Here is a 13838-nt window from a genome sequence, read left to right as displayed (position 1 = left end):
CCCCCTTTCTAGGCAGAATACATGACACATATCGAAATCGCCGCGCCGCTGGCAGCGGCACTGGCAGCCAAGGGCTATGAGTCCCTCACCCCGGTGCAGGACGCCGTTCTGGCCGAAGAAGCGGCGGGCCGCGACCTTCTGGTGTCGGCGCAGACCGGCTCGGGCAAGACCGTGGCCTTCGGCATCGCCATCGCGCAGGAACTGCTGCAGGGCGCCGACCGTCTGCTGTTCGCCGACGTGCCGGGTGCGCTGATCATCGCGCCGACCCGCGAGCTGGCGCTGCAGGTGGCGCGCGAGCTGGACTGGCTCTATGCCGAGGCGGGCGCCAAGATCGCCACCTGCGTCGGCGGCATGGACTATCGCACCGAGAAGCGCGCGCTGGAGCGCGGCGCGCATATCGTCGTCGGCACCCCGGGCCGTCTGCGCGACCATATCGAGCGCCGCTCGCTCGACCTCTCCGGCCTGCGCGCCGCGGTGCTGGACGAGGCCGACGAGATGCTGGACCTCGGCTTCCGCGAGGATCTGGAGTTCATCCTGCAGGCCGCGCCGGAAGACCGCCGCACGCTGATGTTCTCGGCCACGGTGCCGAAGGCGATCGCCGAGCTGGCGAAGGATTTCCAGAACGACGCGCTGCGGCTGCAGACGGCTGGCGAGGCCAAGCAGCATGTCGACATCGAATACCGCGCGCTGAACGTCACCGCCCGCGACCGCGAACATGCGATCTTCAATCTGCTGCGCTTCTACGAGGCGCGCACCGCCATCGTCTTCTGCAAGACCCGTGTGGCGGTGAACCATCTGCTGGCCCGCATGGGCAACCGCGGCTTTCAGGTCGTGGCGCTGTCGGGCGAGCTGAGCCAGCAGGAACGCACCCATGCGCTGCAGGCGCTGCGCGACGGGCGGGCGCGGGTCTGCATCGCCACCGACGTGGCGGCGCGCGGCATCGACCTGCCGGGGCTGGAGCTGGTGATCCATGCCGATCTGCCCTCCAACTCGGAAACGCTGCTGCACCGGTCGGGCCGCACCGGCCGGGCCGGATCGAAGGGCGTCTCGGCGCTGATCGTGGCGCCGGCGGAGTTCCGCAAAGCGCAGCGGCTCTTGCAGGGCGCCAAGGTCGTGGCCGAATGGGCCAAGCCGCCATCGGCGGACGAGGTGCAGGAAAAGGATGACCAGCGTATCCTCGAGCACCCGCTGCTCGGGGCCGATCTGGGCGACGAGATGGCGATGAGCGCGACCCTGCTGGAGCGCTTCGGCGCCGAGCAGGTGGCGGCGGCTTTCGTGAAGATGTGGCGCGAGGGGCGCTCGGCCCCGGAGGAGCTGCAGGATGTGGGTTCGGCCGCCGAGCCCTCGAAGCCGCGCGAGCGGGCGGAATTCGGCGAGGCGGTGTGGTACACCGTGTCGGTCGGCCGGTCGGGCCGGGCCGAGGCGCGCTGGCTCCTGCCGAAGATCTGCGACGCGGGCGACATCACCAAGAACGAGATCGGCGCGATCCGGGTGCAGGAGGACGAGACCTTCGTGCAGATCGGCAAGGCGGTCGCGGGCAAGTTCGGCGCCGGGATCGACCTGGAAGCGGGCGTGACCATGCTGCGGCTGGAGGGCGAGCCCTCGATGGACCGCCCGGAACGCGCGCCGCGCAAGAGCTTCGACAAGCCGGAACGCCGCGCCCCCGCCGCCCGCGCGCCGCGTGAAGACGCTGGCGAGACGAAAGCCCGACCGGAAAAGCCGGCCTATGTGCCGAAACCGTCGCGCATCGTCGAGGATGACGAGCGTCCGGCCAAGACCTGGACCCCGGACGACGCCGCGCCGCGCGCCGAGCGCAAGCCCTACGCGAAGCGGGAAGAAGCGGCCAAGCCCTATGCCAAGCGCGAGGAGGGCGCCAAGCCCTACGCCAAGCGCGAGGACGGGCCGCGCAAGCCCTATGTGAAGCGGGAAGAGGGCACCAAGCCCTATGCCAAGCGCGACGACGCGGCCCGGCCTTCGGCGCCGCGCGACGAGGCGGGCAAGAAACCCCGCTGGGCGGCTGGCGACAAGCCGGCGCCGCGCTCGGCCGGGTTCAAGTCGCATGGCGGCGGGACCGAGGGCAAACCGGCGCGGGCGAGCGGGTTCAAGTCGCATGCCGGCGAGGGCAAGAGCTTCGGCAAGCCGGCTTTCGGCAAGGCCAAGCCGGCCGCCGCGCCGAAAGATGCCAAGGACACCAGCAAGCGTTTCGTGCCGCCGAAGAAGAAGTGATCCTCTAGGGATCGAACGAAGGGCCGCGCTCCGCAAGGGCGCGGCCCTTTTCCGTTGTCGGGGTGTTTCGCCGGTGTGTTTGGCCGGGGGGCGCCGTCCTCGGGGGCATCGAGCCCTCTCGGGCGGCATTGCCATGGCGGGCCGAAGCCGGTCGCCTCAGCCGATCAGCGCCTTGATCCCGGCGACATGGGCGGCGCTCGCGCCCAGCGCATCGGCGGCGAGAGCCCGCGCCTCGCCCAGAAGCGCGCCCGGGGCGACGATCCGGTCGACCAGACCCCAGCCGAGCGCCTCTTCCGCCGTCACCTTCATCCCGCCCATCAGCAGCAGCTTGGCCCGCGACGGCCCGACCAGCGCCGCCAGCCGCGCCGGGTCGGAGGGTTGCGGCAGGAAGCCGAGCCGCATCACCGGGTAGAACAGCTTCGCCTCCGGCACGGCGAGGCGCAGGTCGCAGGACAACGCCATGCCCATGGCGCCCCCCGCCAGCGTGCCGTTCAGCGCGGCGATGGTGAGGCAGGGCAAGGCGGCGATCCGGGCCGAGAGCCGCTCCCACACCGGGTCGGTGGCGAGGCCGTTCTGCGCCTCGTCGAGATCGGCGCCGGCGGAGAAGACCTTGCCTGCCCCGGTCAGGATCAGTGCCCGCACCCCGGCGGTAGCGGCGGCCTCCACCGCGGCGTCGAGTTCGCGCAGCATGGCGCCGGTCAGGGCATTGGCCTTGTCGCTGCGGTCGAGGGTGAGGATGCGCAGCCCTTCCTCCGCCTCGACCCGGATCACGCGATCAGGCCCACGGCGCGGCGGATGCGCTCGTCGCGCAGCGAGATCTCCTGCCCGAGATAGCCGTTGGCCGCCGGGCTGCACATCCAGAGCAGCGCGCGTGCCGGCCAGTCGGTGGGGATATGAGCGGAGGGATCGAGCTGGCTCACCGGGTTTACGCCGCTGGCCTTGATCTTGATCTGCATGTCGGTGGCCACGGTACCGGGGGAGAGGCCCATGACCCTGAGGCCGTGGCCCACCTCCTCGACATGCAGGCAGCTGGTCAGCATCGCCGCCCCGGCCTTGGAGGCGCAATAGGCGCTCCAGCCCTCGAGCGGGTTGTGCGCGGCGCCCGAGCTGATGGTCAGGATCGTGCCGCCCTTGCCGCGCATGTGCGGCACGGCGGCGCGCATGCCGTTGAAGACGCCGGTGAGATTGATGTCGATGGTGCGCGCCCAGTCGGCGGGGTCGGCTTCGGCCAGATGGGCAATCGGCTCGATCACTCCTGCGTTATTGATGAGGACGTCGAGACCACTGCAGCGGGCAACGATGGCCTCGACCGCCGCGTTCAGGGAGCCCCAGTCGGCCACGTCGCAGGTGAGCGCGAAGGCCTTGTCGCCGATCTCCTGCGCCAGTGCCTCGATCTCGGTCGCGCTGCGCGCCAGCAGGGCCACGGTGGCCCCCGCCTCGGCGAAAACCCGGGCCGCCGCCGCACCGATGCCCCGGCTGGCGCCGGTGATCGCCACTACCTTGCCGTCCATACCGCTCATGCTCCGCTTCCTTTCCTGTCGTCGTGATGCCTTGTTACCCCAAGCCTGCCGGGAACGGAAAGCCTTGACCCTTTCAGCGCCGCATCGGATGTTGCGGCACCATGTGATGTTTGGGAAGGTAGATCATGCAGATCAGGACACTGGCCGGCAGCACCGCCATGGCCGCACTCGTCTTCGGCAGCGCCGCCTCGGCGGATGTGACGCCGGAAGAGGTCTGGCAGAACTGGCAGGACATGAGCGCTTCCTACGGGCAGAGCATGACCGCCACCGGGCAGCGGACCGAAGGCGATACGCTGACCGTGACCGGGCTGAAGGTGGTGCTGACGCAGGACGGCAGCGCGATCGAGGCACTGATCGACGAGGTGCAGTTCAGCGACAACGGCGACGGCACGGTGGATGTCACGGTGTCGGACGACTACCCGGTGACGGTGACCGTCGATGACGTGCCCGCCGAGGGCGAGACCGCGGGCGAGCCGACGCGGATCGAGCTGCTGGTGAGCCAGCCCGGGCTGAAGATGACCGCGGGCGGCGGCGGCGAGGAGACGAGCTATGTCTTCAGCGCGCCGACGCTGGGGATCGCGGTGACGGAAGTCGACGGCGTCGATGCCGAGGCGATGGACCTCGAGGCCGATGTGACCCTGACCGACGTGCAGGGCAGCTACCTGATCAAGGGGCTGGACGACAAGACGCTGACCAGCGACTTCTCCTCGGCCACCGCCGAGATGGTGTTCTCGATGAAGGACCCCGAGACCAGCGGCACGACGAACCTGCGCGCCAGCGTCACCGACCTGAAGGGCAATTCCGGCGGGACGCTGGTGGGCGGGGTCGACATGGCCGACATGGCGGCGGCGCTGAAGGCGGGCTTCACCTCGACCGGCACCTTCACCTATGGCCCCTCGACCATGGAATTCGACTTTGCCGACGGCACCGACACGGCCAAGGGCTCGGCCAGCGCGGCGAGCGGGCGGTTCAACGTGGCGATGGACGATTCGAAGCTGGCCTATGGCGGCGGCGGCACCGGCGTCAGCATGACGATGAGCGGCTCGCAGATCCCCTTCCCGCAGTTGACGCTGACCTATGCCGAGGCGGCCTTCGATCTGCTGATGCCGATCTCGAAATCCGAGGAGCCGCAGGACTTCAGGCTGCTGACCAAGCTGGTCGATCTGAAGATCTCGGACGAGATCTGGGCGATGTTCGATCCCACGAACCAGCTGCCGCGCGATCCGGCGACGCTGGTGATCGACACGTCGGGCAAGGCCAAGCTGGATGTCGACATCCTCGACCCCGCCGCCCAGCCCGCTATGGAAGCGGCGCCTCCGGGCGAGATCCATGCGCTGAACGTGAACGCGGTGCAGCTGAAGATGGCGGGGGCGGAGCTGACCGGCGAGGGCGGCTTCACCTTCGACAACAGCGACACGACCACCTTCCCGGGCATGCCGGCGCCGACCGGCAAGATGGACATGAAGCTGGTGGGCGGCAACGCGCTGCTGGACAAGCTGGTGGCCATGGGGCTGATCCCGCAGGATCAGGCGATGGGCGCGCGGATGATGCTGGGCATGTTCGCCCGCACCGTCGAGGGGCAGGACGACACGCTGACCTCGCAGATCGAGTTCAGGGACAAGGGCTTCTACGCCAACGGCCAGCGCCTGCAGTAAGGCGCCACGGCAGGACACCAAGGGCGGCCCCGGCGACGGGGCCGTCTGGCTTTTCGACGGTGGCCCGGGGCTGCCCGCTTGTGCCGCTGCCACCGGCGGCTTACCTCGGAGACGGATGCAAGAGGAGACGCGCATGACCCAGTCGCTCGAACGGCTGACCGAAGCCCTGCTTGACGCCGCACGCCGCGCGGGGGCCGAGGCCGCCGATGCGCTGGCCGTGCAGGGCACCTCGGTGTCCATCGACATCCGCGTGGGCCAGCTGGAGCAGGCCGAACGCTCGGACGGGATCGAGCTGGGGCTGCGGGTGCTGATGGGCGGGCGGCAGGCCTGCGTGTCGGTGTCGGACACGTCGGAGGCGACGATCGCCGCGGTGGCCGAACGTGCCGTGGCAATGGCCCGCGAGGCGCCCGACGATCCGACAGCGGGGCTTGCCGCGCCCGAGCAGCTGGCCCGGGACTGGGATCTGGCGGGGCTGGAACTGATCGATCCGTCGGACGAGCCTGCCGCCGCCGCGCTGGAGCAGGACGCCCGCCGCGCCGAGGCGGCGGCGCTGGCCCATGCCGGGATCACACAGGTCGAGGCGAGCGGCAGCTACAACCGGCGCCAGATGCACCTCATGGCCTCGAACGGCTTTTCCGGCGGCTATGCCCGCACGTCCCGCTCCGTTTCGGCGGTGGCTTTCACCGGGTCGGGCACGCAGATGGAGCGCGACTGGTGCGGCGAGAGCCGGATCTTCGGCGCCGACATGCCGACGCCGGAATGGATCGGCTCGCTTGCGGGCGAGCGGGCGCTGGAGCGGGCGGGGGCGCGCAAGCCGAAGACCGGCAGCTATCCGGTGATCTATGACGAGCGCATCTCCTCCTCGCTGATCGGGCATCTGCTGTCGGCGATCAACGGCGCGACCATTGCCCGCGGCGGGTCGTGGCTGCGCGATGCGCTGGGCCAGCCGGTGCTGCCCGAGGCGCTGTCGCTGATCGAGGACCCGCTGCGGCCGCGCGTCTCGGGCTCGCGCCCCTTCGACGCCGAGGGCCTGCCGACCCGCCGCCGCGCCATCGTCGAGAACGGCATTCTCACCGGCTGGACGCTAGACCTCGGCACCGCGCGCAAGCTCGGGATGCAGAGCACCGCCAGCGCCTCGCGCGGGACCTCCTCGCCGCCCTCGCCCTCGGCATCGAACACCGAGCTGACGCCGGGCGCCGTGACCCGCGCCGACCTGATCGCGCAGATGGGCACGGGGCTTCTGGTGACCTCGATGATCGGCTCGTCTATCAACGGCACCACGGGGGATTATTCGCGCGGGGCCAGCGGCTTCTGGGTCGAGAAGGGCGAGATCACCTATCCGGTGAACGAATGCACCATCGCCGGCAACCTGCGCGACATGCTGTTGCGGATCATCCCGGCGAACGATGCGCGGCAGCATCTGTCGTCGCGGGTGCCGAGCCTTCTGGTGGAAGGGATGACCCTTGCCGGAGCATGACCTCGCGCTTCTGACCGACGCCGCGCTGGCGGCGGGCAAGATCGCGATGCGGTTCTGGAAGAAGAGCCCGCAGGTCTGGGACAAGGACGCCAATGCCGGCCCGGTGACCGAGGCCGATCTGGCGGTGAACGACATGCTGGCGGCGCGGCTCCGGGCGGCGCGGCCGGACTATGGCTGGCTGTCGGAGGAAAGCGCCGACACCACCGACCGGCAGGCGGCGCGGCGCTGTTTCATCATCGATCCGATCGACGGGACGCGGTCCTTCATCGCGGGCGAGGATACCTTCGCCCATTCGCTCGCCGTGGCAGAAGAAGGACGGGTGATCGCGGCGGTGGTCTATCTGCCGGCGCTGGACCGGCTCTATACCGCGGCCAGCACCTGCCCCGCGCTGCGCGACGGCCAGCCGATCCGCGCCAGCACCTGCGCCGCGGCGGAGGGGGCGACGCTGCTGACGACGCAACACATGCTGAAGCCGGAGTATTGGCCGGGTGGCGTGCCCGAGGTGAAGCGCAGCTTCCGCGCCTCGCTGGCCTTCCGGCTCTGCCTCGTGGCCGAGGGGCGGCATGACGGGATGGTCACGCTGCGCGACGCCTGGGAGTGGGACATCGCCGCGGGCTCGCTGATCGTGCAGCAGGCGGGGGCTCGGGCCACCGACCGCTTCGGCAAGCCGCTGCGTTTCAACGCCGAGCGGCCTCTGGCGCCGGGGGTGCTGGCGGCGGGCGCCGGGCTGCATGCCGATCTGCTGCGGCGGCTGACACCCTGATCAGGCCCCCGCCGGCAGCGCCCGCAGCGACGTGCGGCGCTGACGCAGCCGCACCGGCTCCACCGGCTTCGGCGCATCTTCGGCAAAGCTCTGACGCAGCGCCTCGTCCAGCGTGCGCACGGCGAAATCGGCGCCGATGTCCAGAGCCTCCTGCAGCTTGGCATCCGAGACCTGTGCCGGGCGCACGGTCATCGTCTTGTCCTCCTCGGTCGGCGGCATGTTCCAGATCACCACGCCGACGCGCAGATGCGGTGCCGCGCGCTTGATACGGCGGACGTGCAGCAGCGAGGCGCGGACCGGTGAGGGATCGACGAAGTTCAGCACGACGCAATCGACGCCGGTCACCACCACCTCGCGGAAGCGGTTCAGCCCGAGGTCGCTGTGCGGCAGATGCTCGGCGGTCGCGCCTTCGGCCCGCATGATCTGCGTCAGCATCGAGGCCGAGACGTCGTCGAGCAGATTGCGCCCGCCGACACAGAGGATCGAATGGCCGGTGCCGTCCTGCACCGCATTGGCCACCAGATCCGGCGTCGCCTCGGCGTCCTTCTCGGGGCCGATGATGGCGATCTCGCGCTCTTCCTCGACGACTTCGGAGAGGTCGATCACGATCTCCTGCGCGGTGGTCGCCACCCGCTCCTGCTGCTCCAGCGTCAGCACGCCGCGACGGTGGTCGTTCTGGGCGATGAGCAGCGCCGGGATGCCGATGTCGCGGTAGTATTCGCCCAGCGTCATCGTCTCCAGCGCCTCTTCGGCGCGCGAGGTGGCCTCGATGGCATCGCCCGCCAGCAGCCGCTGGTAAAGCCGGGCATGAGGCTCCAGCACCGGCTCGTCGCCGAAGAGCGTGTCGAAGACCTCGAACTGCGGGATGTGGCGGCCAAGGACCACGAGACAGACGGTGAGCGGGGTGGACATGACGAGGCCGAGCGGACCCCAGAGCCAGGTCCAGAAGATCGCCGAGATGATGATCGCCAGCGGGCTGACCCCGGTGCGCGAGCCGTAGAGCCAGGGCTCGATGGCGTTGCTGGTGACGGTCTCCACCACGCCGAACAGGATGATGGTCCAGAGCACCATCGACCAGTCGGGCGAGGAGGCGAAGGCGAGGAGGATCGGGAAGGCCGCCGAGAGCACCGAGCCGATATAGGGGATGAAGCGGAGGACCAGCGTCAGCAAGCCCCAGAGCAGGGCGTTGGGCACGCCGATGAACCAGAGGCCGACGCCGATCGGGATGGCGTAGATGACGTTCACCAGAAGCTGCACCAGCAGATACTGCGCCACCCGCCGCCCGGCATCCTGCAGCACCTGCGTGGTGCGGTGCAGATCGTTGGAGCCGACGAGCTTGATGAAGCGGTCGCGCAGCTCGGCCCGCTCCAGGAGCATGAAGACGACGACCACGACGACGAGGCCGGTGGTGGCGATCGGGCTGATCAGCGGCAGGACGATGTCTTGCAGGATTTCCATCGCGCTTTGATCTTCGACGACCTGCACCGCGACCGGATCGGGTTCAGAGGGGGCGGCGCCCGTTGCGGGCGCGGCGTCCTCGTCGGCAATGCGCTCGGCGATCTGGTTGTTGATCGATTCGACCATGTGCGAGACGCGGCCGATGAATCCGTCGCTGCTGCTGCCGGCCTCCATCAGGCTTTCGACCTTGGTGATGATGTTGGCCTGAAAGCGCGGCAGGTTGCTGGTCAGGGTGCTCAGCTGCCAGCCGACGACGAGAATGAACATGCTGATGGCAAGGAAGGCTGCCGTCACAACGATCAGCACGGCGGGCAGGTTGGGCAGGCCGATGCGGCGCAGCCGCGTGGTCAGCGGCGAGAGCGCGAAGGTGATGAGCATGGCGATGGCCAGCGGCAGCACCACGTTCTGCGCGAAATAGATGATCGCCACCACGGCGGCGATGGTGGCGAGCGTCGGCAGGTTGATCCGGCGCGCCTGCATCGGCGAGCCGGTGATCATGCTGTCCTCGGTCTGCGGTGGGGCGCTGCGCGCGTTCGTGGCTCTTGCGTCGATATCCGGCATCCGGTGTCCCCAACCCTGCGCTCCGGCGGGAAGCTCCCGGCGGTCAGACGGGGCCGGGCAAGGCGCCCGCCGTCAGCACCTGCACAACGCCGCAGAAGCCCCGGGCGGTTCCCTGCGATCCGAAATCCTTGATCCCGGATGCAGGATTGCCGCATCAGCCGCGCCCGCGCGTCTCGAAGCGCGGCAGCATGGCCGAGAAATCGCGGCCCTTGCCGCCCTCGTCCTCGACGAACTGCCGGTAGAGCTGCGCCGCCAGTTGACCCATCGGCGTGTCGGCATCTGCGGCCTCGGCGGCCTGCTGGCTGAGCCGCAGGTCTTTCAGCATCAGCTCGGCGGCGAAGCCGGGCTTGTAGCCGTTGTCGGCGGGAGAGGTCGGCCCCACCCCCGGCGCCGGGCAATAGGCGTTCATCGTCCAGCTGTAGCCCGAGGAGGTGGAGACGACGTCGAACATCTTCTGCCGGTCGAGACCCAGCTTGTCGGCCAGCGCGAAGGCCTCGCAGGTGGCGATCATCGTGACCCCGAGGATCATGTTGTTGCAGATCTTCGCCGCCTGCCCCGCGCCGGAGGTGCCGCAATGCACCGCCTTCTGGCCCATGATGTCAAAGAGCGGCTTCACCGTGGCGAAGGCCGCGTCGCTGCCGCCGACCATGAAGGTCAGCGTCCCCGCCGCCGCACCGCCGATGCCGCCCGAAACCGGGGCGTCGAGCGCGCCCAGCCCCGCGGCCTCGGCCTGATCGGCCACGGCGCGGGCGCTTTCGACATCGACGGTGGAGCAGTCGCAGAGCACGGCGCCCGGCTGCATCGCCGGGATCACCTCGGCGGCGACACTGCGCAGGATGGCGCCGTTGGGCAGCATGGTCAGCACCACCTCGGCCCCCGCTGCCGCCTCGGCGGCGCTGGCGGCCTGCGCCACGCCCTCGGGCATCGGCGCCGCGGTGTCATAGCCGGTGACGCCATGGCCCTCGGCGACAAGGTTGCGGGCCATCGGGCCGCCCATGTTGCCAAGGCCGATGAATGCGATCTTCATTTACTGCTCCTCCTCGAACGTCAGTCTGTCCTCGCCCAGAGGGGCGAGCAAATGGTCGACCAGCCCTTGCGGCAGCGCCGCCGCATCGGCGTGTTTCCAGCGCGGGCTGCGGTCCTTGTCGATGATCGCGGCACGAACGCCCTCCAGCAGATCCGCCTCGCCCTGCGCGCGGAAGGTGAAGCGGAACTCCATCTCCAGCGCCTCGCGCAAGGAGGGATCGGGGCCGAGGCGGCGCAGGATCTCCAGCGTGGCGGCGATGGCGAGCGGGGAGCCGCGTTCGAGCGTCTTCAGCGTCTCGGTTGCGAAAGGGGTGTCGCTGGCCTGCAGGCGTTGCAGGATCGCGGGCAGGTCATAACTGGCGAAATGCCGGTCGATCTCGGGCCTCAGCGCGGGAAGGGTTGCGGGCGGCGGCTCGGCGGCGGGGAGGGTCAGGGCGCCGCTGCACAGCGTCTCGATCAGCGCGGGCCAGTCGGCCTCGGGCAGGTAATGGTCGGCGAAGCCCGCGAAGATCGCGTCGCCCGGCCCCATCCGCCGCCCCGTCGTGCCGAGATAGGCGCCGAGCCGCCCCGGCGCCCGCGCCAGAAGCCGGGTGCCGCCCACGTCGGGCACAAGGCCGATGGCGCATTCCGGCATCGCCATCTGCGTCGTCCCGCCGACGATGCGGTGGCTGGCGTGGCAGCCGAGGCCGACGCCGCCTCCCATGCAGAAACCGTGCATCAGGCTGACCACCGGCTTGGGATAGGCGGCGATGCGGGCGTTCATCCGGTATTCCTGCCGCCAGAAGGCGCGACCGAAGCCGAAGTTGCCCTGCACCCCCTCGGCATGGATCTGCGCCACGTCGCCCCCGGCGCAGAAGGCGCGCGGGCCCGCGGCGTCGATCAGCACCAGCGCCACTGCCGGATCGTCCTGCCAGCCGATCAGCGCCCGCTCGATGGCGAGGCTCATCGCCGGGCTCAGCGCGTTCAGCGCTTCGGGACGGGTGAGGGTGATGCGCCCGGCGCGGCCCTCGATGCGCAGATCGACGCTCATGCGACCAGCCCCCGTGCGATGATGACGCGCATGATCTCGTTGGTGCCCTCGAGGATCTGGTGCACGCGCAGATCGCGGACGATCTTTTCGATCCCGTAGTCGGCAAGATAACCGTAGCCGCCATGCAGCTGCAGGCACTGGTTGGCGACCTCGAAGGCGGTGTCGGTGACCTGCAGCTTGGCCATGGCGCAGAACTTGGTGGCGTCGGGCGCGGCCTGATCCAGCTTCCACGCCGCCTGATGCAGGAAGATGCGGGCGGCCTGCAGCCGGGTCTCCATCTCGGCCAGCCGGAACTGCAGCGCCTGGAAGGCGTCGAGCCTTTGCCCGAAGGCGCGGCGCTCGGCCATGTAGGCCAGCGTCGCGTCGAAGGCCGTCTGCGCCCCGCCCAGCGCGGTCGCGGCGATGTTCAACCGCCCGCCGTCGAGCCCGGCCATAGCATAGGCAAAGCCGCGCCCCTCCTCGCCGATGAGGTTGGCGGCGGGCACGGCGCAGTCGTCGAACTGGACCTGCCGGGTTTCCTGCGCGCGCCAGCCCATCTTGTCTTCCAGCCCGCCGAAGCTGAGGCCTGCGGCCCCTGCCGGCACCAGCAGCGCCGAGATGCCCTTCGGCCCCTCGCCGCCGGTGCGGGCCATCACAAGATAAAGGTCGGAATAGCCGCCGCCCGAGATGAAGGCCTTGGTGCCGCTGATCCGGTAGCCGTCGCCTTCGCGCGCGGCCTTCGTGCGCAGCGCGGCGGCGTCGGAGCCCGCGCCGGGTTCGGTCAGGCAGTAGGAGGCCACGACCTCCATCGCGCAGAGCCGGGGCAGCCACTCGGCCTTCATCGCCTCGGAGCCGTAGCGGTCGATCATCCCGGCGCACATGTTGTGGATCGACAGGAAGGCCGCGACCGAAGGGCAGGCCATGGCCAGCGCCTCGAAGACCAGCGTGGCGTCGAGACGGCCGAGGCCGGAGCCGCCGAACCGGTCGGAGACATAGATGCCGCCGAGACCCAGCGCCGCCGCCTTGGGCCAGAGCGCCTTCGGAATGGTGCCCGCCTTCTCCCAGTCGCGGGCGAAGGGCGCGATCTCGGCAGCGCCGAAGTCGCGCGCCATGTCGGTGATCGCCTGCTGTTCCTCGGTCAGCGAAAACTCCATGTTCCCTCCCCGTCACATGGCGGGGCCTGCGCGGCCCCGTGTCGCCCATGCTTCCCCGCTTGGCGCGGGGGATGCAAGGGGGCGTGCTGCGGCCTTGCGGCGCCGCGCCGCAGCGACGGGGATATGGCCGGGAAGAAATAACGCTTGCGGCAATGGTCAGGCACCGGGTTATATCCATTCGGACATAACGCAACCCGGAGCTTCCATGTCGCCGCATCCCCGCTTCAGCCGGGCGCTTGCCCTCGCCGCCGCCTTCGCCCTGCCCGCCACGGCTCAGGCCGAGGAGATCACGGTCTTCGCCGCCGCCAGCCTGAAGACCGCGCTTGACGAGATCGCGGCGGGGTGGAGCGCCGAGACCGGCAATAGCGCGGTGATCTCCTATGGCTCCAGCGGCACCCTGGCCAAGCAGATCCAGTCGGGCGCGCCTGCCGATCTGTTTCTCTCGGCGGCGACGAACTGGATGGATGTGCTGGAGGAAGACGCGCTGATCGACCCGGCGAGCCGCGCCGACATCCTCGGCAACAGGCTGGTGCTGGTGGCGCATGGCGCGGCGGCGCCGGTGGAGATCGGCGCGGGATTCGATCTGGCGGAAAGGCTGGGCGAGGGCAGGCTGGCGATGGGGCTTCTGGACAGCGTGCCTGCCGGGCAATACGGCAAGGAAGCCCTGACCTCGCTGGGCATCTGGGAGGCGGTGGAACCGAAGGTGGCGCAGGTCGAGAACGTGCGGGCGGCGCTGGCGCTGGTCGCCTCGGGCGAGGCGCCCTATGGCATCGTCTATGCCTCGGATGCGGTGGCGGGGGATGCGGCGGGCGACGATGTGACCGTGGTCGGCGCCTTCCCGGAAGACAGCCACAAGCCGATCGTCTACCCTGCCGCCGTCACGGCCACGGCGAAGCCCGAGGCGAAGGCGTTTCTCGAGGTGCTGGGCACGGAGGCGGCGGAGGCGGTCTTTGCGGCGCAGGGCTTCACCGTGCCGAAGTAAGGACCGC

11 protein-coding genes are annotated in these 13838 nt (G+C 69.9%); 5 read left to right on the top strand and 6 right to left on the bottom strand.

The window, feature by feature from the left end; translation table 11 throughout:
• Positions 1-21 precede the first annotated feature (21 nt).
• On the top strand, positions 22-2226 hold the full coding sequence (locus AC3A5Z_RS00195; protein WP_487517414.1) for a DEAD/DEAH box helicase: 2205 nt from the start codon (positions 22-24) through the stop codon (positions 2224-2226).
• A 156-nt stretch (positions 2227-2382) separates the two neighbouring features.
• On the opposite strand, the gene AC3A5Z_RS00190 is transcribed toward AC3A5Z_RS00195, so the two are convergent.
• Both AC3A5Z_RS00190 and AC3A5Z_RS00185 read right to left on the bottom strand, forming a co-directional pair.
• Positions 2383-2997: an enoyl-CoA hydratase/isomerase family protein gene (locus AC3A5Z_RS00190; RefSeq protein WP_487517413.1), complete on the bottom strand. Its 615-nt coding sequence runs from the start codon at positions 2995-2997 to the stop codon at positions 2383-2385.
• Positions 2994-3746 (bottom strand): SDR family oxidoreductase, encoded by a 753-nt coding sequence (locus tag AC3A5Z_RS00185; RefSeq protein WP_487517412.1) that lies wholly within the window; start codon positions 3744-3746, stop codon positions 2994-2996. Before AC3A5Z_RS00185 ends, AC3A5Z_RS00190 begins: the two co-directional genes overlap by 4 nt.
• A 125-nt stretch (positions 3747-3871) precedes the next feature.
• Here AC3A5Z_RS00185 and AC3A5Z_RS00180 point away from each other — a divergent pair, with 125 nt between their 5' ends.
• The 3 genes from AC3A5Z_RS00180 to AC3A5Z_RS00170 all read left to right on the top strand — a co-directional run bounded on the left by AC3A5Z_RS00180 (position 3872) and on the right by AC3A5Z_RS00170 (position 7641).
• Positions 3872-5401, top strand: a complete 1530-nt coding sequence (locus tag AC3A5Z_RS00180; protein WP_487517411.1) for a DUF2125 domain-containing protein — start codon at positions 3872-3874, stop codon at positions 5399-5401.
• Between the two features lie 133 nt (positions 5402-5534).
• The gene (locus AC3A5Z_RS00175) at positions 5535-6878 is read left to right on the top strand and encodes a TldD/PmbA family protein (RefSeq protein WP_487517410.1); all 1344 of its coding nucleotides are present in this window, start codon (positions 5535-5537) and stop codon (positions 6876-6878) included.
• Positions 6865-7641: a 3'(2'),5'-bisphosphate nucleotidase CysQ gene (locus tag AC3A5Z_RS00170; RefSeq protein WP_487517409.1), complete on the top strand. Its 777-nt coding sequence runs from the start codon at positions 6865-6867 to the stop codon at positions 7639-7641. Before AC3A5Z_RS00175 ends, AC3A5Z_RS00170 begins: the two co-directional genes overlap by 14 nt.
• Here AC3A5Z_RS00170 and AC3A5Z_RS00165 read toward each other — a convergent pair whose 3' ends face one another.
• The 4 genes from AC3A5Z_RS00165 to AC3A5Z_RS00150 form a co-directional block, all read right to left on the bottom strand.
• Positions 7642-9660: an AI-2E family transporter gene (locus AC3A5Z_RS00165; RefSeq protein WP_487517408.1), complete on the bottom strand. Its 2019-nt coding sequence runs from the start codon at positions 9658-9660 to the stop codon at positions 7642-7644.
• Between the two features lie 154 nt (positions 9661-9814).
• A complete protein-coding gene (mmsB, locus tag AC3A5Z_RS00160) occupies positions 9815-10687 on the bottom strand; it encodes a 3-hydroxyisobutyrate dehydrogenase (protein ID WP_487517407.1) in 873 nt (290 codons plus the stop codon).
• Positions 10688-11716, bottom strand: coding sequence for an enoyl-CoA hydratase/isomerase family protein (locus AC3A5Z_RS00155; protein WP_487517406.1), 1029 nt, complete (start codon positions 11714-11716; stop codon positions 10688-10690).
• Positions 11713-12849, bottom strand: coding sequence for an acyl-CoA dehydrogenase family protein (locus AC3A5Z_RS00150; protein WP_487517405.1), 1137 nt, complete (start codon positions 12847-12849; stop codon positions 11713-11715). Before AC3A5Z_RS00150 ends, AC3A5Z_RS00155 begins: the two co-directional genes overlap by 4 nt.
• Before the next feature lie 205 nt (positions 12850-13054).
• On the opposite strand from AC3A5Z_RS00150, the gene modA reads away from it, so the two are divergent.
• Complete coding sequence (gene modA, locus AC3A5Z_RS00145; RefSeq protein ID WP_487517404.1) at positions 13055-13831, top strand: molybdate ABC transporter substrate-binding protein; 777 nt, start codon at positions 13055-13057, stop codon at positions 13829-13831.
• The last annotated feature ends 7 nt before the right edge of the window (positions 13832-13838 follow it).

It is taken from the genome of Cereibacter sp. Soil_C_27 (genome assembly GCF_057657095.1).
Note: the sequence above shows the minus strand (reverse complement) of the source record. Positions and strands in the feature narration are given on the sequence as shown.